This window comes from Poseidonocella pacifica (assembly GCF_900111875.1).
Lineage (GTDB): Bacteria > Pseudomonadota > Alphaproteobacteria > Rhodobacterales > Rhodobacteraceae > Poseidonocella > Poseidonocella pacifica.
Map to the genome: position 1 here is coordinate 2501 of NZ_FOJU01000010.1, position 3851 is coordinate 6351.

1 tRNA gene and 2 rRNA genes are annotated in these 3851 nt (G+C 53.2%); all 3 read left to right on the top strand.

Going from position 1 to position 3851, the window contains the following annotated elements:
* Window positions 1-84 precede the first annotated feature (84 nt).
* Window positions 85-3500 (top strand): 23S ribosomal RNA (locus BM234_RS17160).
* Between the two features lie 82 nt (window positions 3501-3582).
* A 5S ribosomal RNA gene (gene rrf, locus BM234_RS17165) occupies window positions 3583-3697 on the top strand.
* 77 nt (window positions 3698-3774) lie between these two features.
* Window positions 3775-3851: transfer RNA gene (locus BM234_RS17170), tRNA-Met, on the top strand.

Consider the following 3851-nt stretch of genomic DNA (forward strand, 5'->3'; position numbering starts at 1 on the left):
ACTAACCAATGTTCCTGTCGATCTGATCGGCAGGAGCGGGAAAGTATGCTTTTGATCGGAAGAAGTCTGACTTTTTCTGGATCAAATCAAGCGCGAGAAGGGCGTTTGGTGGATGCCTTGGCAGTAAGAGGCGATGAAGGACGTGATACTCTGCGATAAGTCATGGGGAGCTGAGAATAGGCTTTGATCCATGAATTTCCGAATGGGGCAACCCACCTGATATTCAGTTATTTTTAGCCGCAAGGTTATGAATAATTGGGTAAAACAGGTACTTAAGACCTGAATACATAGGGTTTTAAGAGCAAACCCGGGGAACTGAAACATCTAAGTACCCGGAGGAAAGGAAATCAATTGATACTCCCCTAGTAGCGGCGAGCGAACGGGGATCAGCCGAGACCGATAAGTGACCAGAACGATCTGGAAAGATCGACCATAGTGGGTGACAGTCCCGTATGGGAAGCTTTGAGGTACGTATTAAGTAGGGCGGGACACGTGAAATCCTGTCTGAAGATCGGGGGACCACCCTCGAAGGCTAAGTACTCCTTACTGACCGATAGCGAACCAGTACCGTGAGGGAAAGGTGAAAAGCACCCCGACGAGGGGAGTGAAACAGTACCTGAAACCGAACGCCTACAATCAGTCGGAGCTTGACTGGACTCTAATGACAATCTGAGCCATGGCTTTCCCAAAACGGGAGGGCAGAACATGGCAGATGGAACGATGGCGGCAATGATGGTCGTGCTCGGGTTTACCGACATGAGCCTCAATCATTGTCCGGCGCCGTCTGGATGTTTTGGACGCAGCGATACGACACCTCGCTTGGCCATATCGGCTGGCGAAGTGATCGAACGACGCGCTGAAGCATCCCGGGAAGCCTTCTTCAGATATGATCTTGGTCGTAATTACGGGCCCTTCGGGCGCGTTGTTGGGGCCTCGTTCGGTGAAGATGGCAATGTTTGGATCGGGGTAGGTCATACCTATCACATCGAATCCGGCAGCGGCCTCTATTATGCTCAATTCCATGCAATGCCCGGAATCTACTTCGCCAATGGTGGGTTTGATCTGGGTGGACCGATCGAGTTTAGATCGGGTGTGGAGGTTGGCGTAGACCTGAGCGATCTTCGGATCGGCCTGAGTTACGACCACCGTTCCAACGCGGGGATCTACGACGAGAACCCCGGGATCGAGACCTTGCAGCTGCGGGTCAGCGTTCCATTGAAGTGATTGTCATCAGTGTCCAGTCTTGTGACGGCGTACCTTTTGTATAATGGGTCATCGACTTGGTCTATCTAGCAAGCTTAAGCCGTTAGGTGTAGGCGCAGCGAAAGCGAGTCTTAATAGGGCGTCGAGTTAGATGGATCAGACCCGAAACCGAGTGATCTAGGCATGACCAGGCTGAAGGTAAGGTAACACTTACTGGAGGGCCGAACCCACACCTGTTGAAAAAGGTCGGGATGAGTTGTGCCTAGGGGTGAAAGGCCAATCAAACTCGGAGATAGCTGGTTCTCTGCGAAATCTATTTAGGTAGAGCGTCATCCGAATACCCCGGGGGGTAGAGCACTGGATGGGTAATGGGGCCCCACAGGCTTACTGATCCTAACCAAACTCCGAATACCCGGGAGTACTAGATGGCAGACACACTGCGGATGCTAACGTCCGTAGTGGAGAGGGAAACAACCCTGACCTACAGCTAAGGCCCCCAATTCGTGGCTAAGTGGGAAAGCAGGTGGGACGACCAAAACAACCAGGAGGTTGGCTTAGAAGCAGCCATCCTTTAAAGATAGCGTAACAGCTCACTGGTCTAAATAAGTTGTCCTGCGGCGAAGATGTAACGGGGCTCAAGCCACGAGCCGAAGCTTAGGATGCCGTAAGGCATGGTAGCAGAGCGTAGTGTGACATAGTACCATTCCTCCTTAGTATCTTCGGATACATTGGAGGAGAGGTGCTTTCTGTGAAGCCGGCCTGTGAGGGATCCGGTGGAGAGATCACTAGCGAGAATGATGACATGAGTAGCGACAAACAGGGTGAGAGACCCTGTCGCCGAAAGTCCAAGGGTTCCTGCTTAAAGCTAATCTGAGCAGGGTAAGCCGACCCCTAAGGCGAGGCCGAAAGGCGTAGTCGATGGGAACCAGGTTAATATTCCTGGGCCATGTGGTAGTGACGGATCTCGAAGATTGTTCCTCCTTATCGGATTGGAGGGGCCGTTTAGAGGTTCCTGGAAATAGCTCCACTATAAGATCGTACCCTAAACCGACACAGGTGGACTGGTAGAGAATACCAAGGCGCTTGAGAGAACGATGTTGAAGGAACTCGGCAAAATACCTCCGTAAGTTCGCGAGAAGGAGGCCCGGTTCCTAGGCAACTAGGGGCTGGGGGCACAAACCAGGGGGTGGCGACTGTTTACTAAAAACACAGGGCTCTGCGAAGTCGCAAGACGACGTATAGGGTCTGACGCCTGCCCGGTGCCTGAAGGTTAAAAGGAGAGGTGAGAGCCTTGAATTGAAGCCCAGGTAAACGGCGGCCGTAACTATAACGGTCCTAAGGTAGCGAAATTCCTTGTCGGGTAAGTTCCGACCTGCACGAATGGCGTAACGACTTCCCCGCTGTCTCCAACATCGACTCAGCGAAATTGAATTGCCTGTCAAGATGCAGGCTTCCCGCGGTTAGACGGAAAGACCCCGTGCACCTTTACTATAGCTTCGCACTGGCATCAGGATTGTGACGTGCAGGATAGGTGGTAGGCTTTGAAGCAGGAACGCTAGTTCTTGTGGAGCCTCCCTTGAGATACCACCCTTCGCACTCTTGATGTCTAACCGCGGCCCGTTATCCGGGTCCGGGACCCTGCGTGGTGGGTAGTTTGACTGGGGCGGTCGCCTCCTAAAGCGTAACGGAGGCGCGCGAAGGTTGGCTCAGAGCGGTCGGAAATCGCTCGTTGAGTGCAATGGCAGAAGCCAGCCTGACTGCAAGACTGACAAGTCGAGCAGAGTCGAAAGACGGCCATAGTGATCCGGTGGTCCCGAGTGGAAGGGCCATCGCTCAACGGATAAAAGGTACGCCGGGGATAACAGGCTGATACTGCCCAAGAGTCCATATCGACGGCAGTGTTTGGCACCTCGATGTCGGCTCATCTCATCCTGGGGCTGGAGCAGGTCCCAAGGGTACGGCTGTTCGCCGTTTAAAGAGGTACGTGAGCTGGGTTTAGAACGTCGTGAGACAGTTCGGTCCCTATCTGCCGTGGGTGTAGGATACTTGAGAGGAGTTGCCCCTAGTACGAGAGGACCGGGGTGAACGATCCACTGGTGGACCAGTTGTTATGCCAATAGCAGTGCTGGGTAGCTATGATCGGACAGGATAACCGCTGAAGGCATCTAAGCGGGAAGCCCCCCTCAAAACAAGGTATCCCTGAGGGCCGTGGTAGACCACCACGTCGATAGGCCGGAGATGTAAGCGCAGTAATGCGTTCAGTTGACCGGTACTAATTGCCCGATAGGCTTGATTTGATCCAGTAGAAGACAGACTCTGCTGGTCAGAAAAGCATACAACCCCAATAATACTTGACTTGGTATCTCGGTTCTTCCTCGGTTTGGTGGTCATAGCGTGAGCAAAACACCCGGCTCCATTCCGAACCCGGTCGTTAAGTGCCACTGCGCCAATGGTACTGCGTCTTAAGACGTGGGAGAGTAGGTCACCGCCAAACCTAGAAAGAACCGAGAACACTTGTATCTCTCTTCGATGACACCGGCCCAGCAAAACAAGATCCGCAGGGCCAATTGGCGCGGGATGGAGCAGTCCGGTAGCTCGTCAGGCTCATAACCTGAAGGTCGTAGGTTCAAATCCTACTCCCGCAACCA